At 66.3% G+C, this 335-nt stretch carries 1 pseudogene; it reads right to left on the bottom strand.

The window, feature by feature from the left end:
• A pseudogene (locus tag DY926_RS17980) lies at positions 1 to 217 on the bottom strand (hypothetical protein); the annotation flags it as partial.
• Between the last annotated feature and the right edge of the window lie 118 nt (positions 218 to 335).

A 335-nucleotide genomic window follows, 5' to 3' on the forward strand; every position in this document is an offset into this window, starting at 1 on the left:
AGCGGCACACATCGGGCAACGTCGGGCGGTTCATGTCGCCCGCCTCGTCATCGAGTTGAAGCAGCCGGAGAACGGCGATTTCGCGGCGCATGTCATCGGCAAGGCGGCGGATGACCGCCCTGTCGGAACGTCCCGATATCACCCGGTCTTCCCACCGGCCCGTAGCGGGGTTGCGCACGGCTGCGGCCATCACGCCATTGAGGAACGCTTCGACCATCCACCGCTCCATGCGGCCACCGCCGCGGGTTGTCGGGAGCTGATAAATGCTTCCGACTGCAACCGGCCCCACCCGTAACGGGTTGTCGCCGGGCGCAAACCAGCGCCCGGCATGATAT

This window comes from Komagataeibacter melaceti (assembly GCF_003403295.1).
GTDB lineage: Bacteria > Pseudomonadota > Alphaproteobacteria > Acetobacterales > Acetobacteraceae > Komagataeibacter > Komagataeibacter melaceti.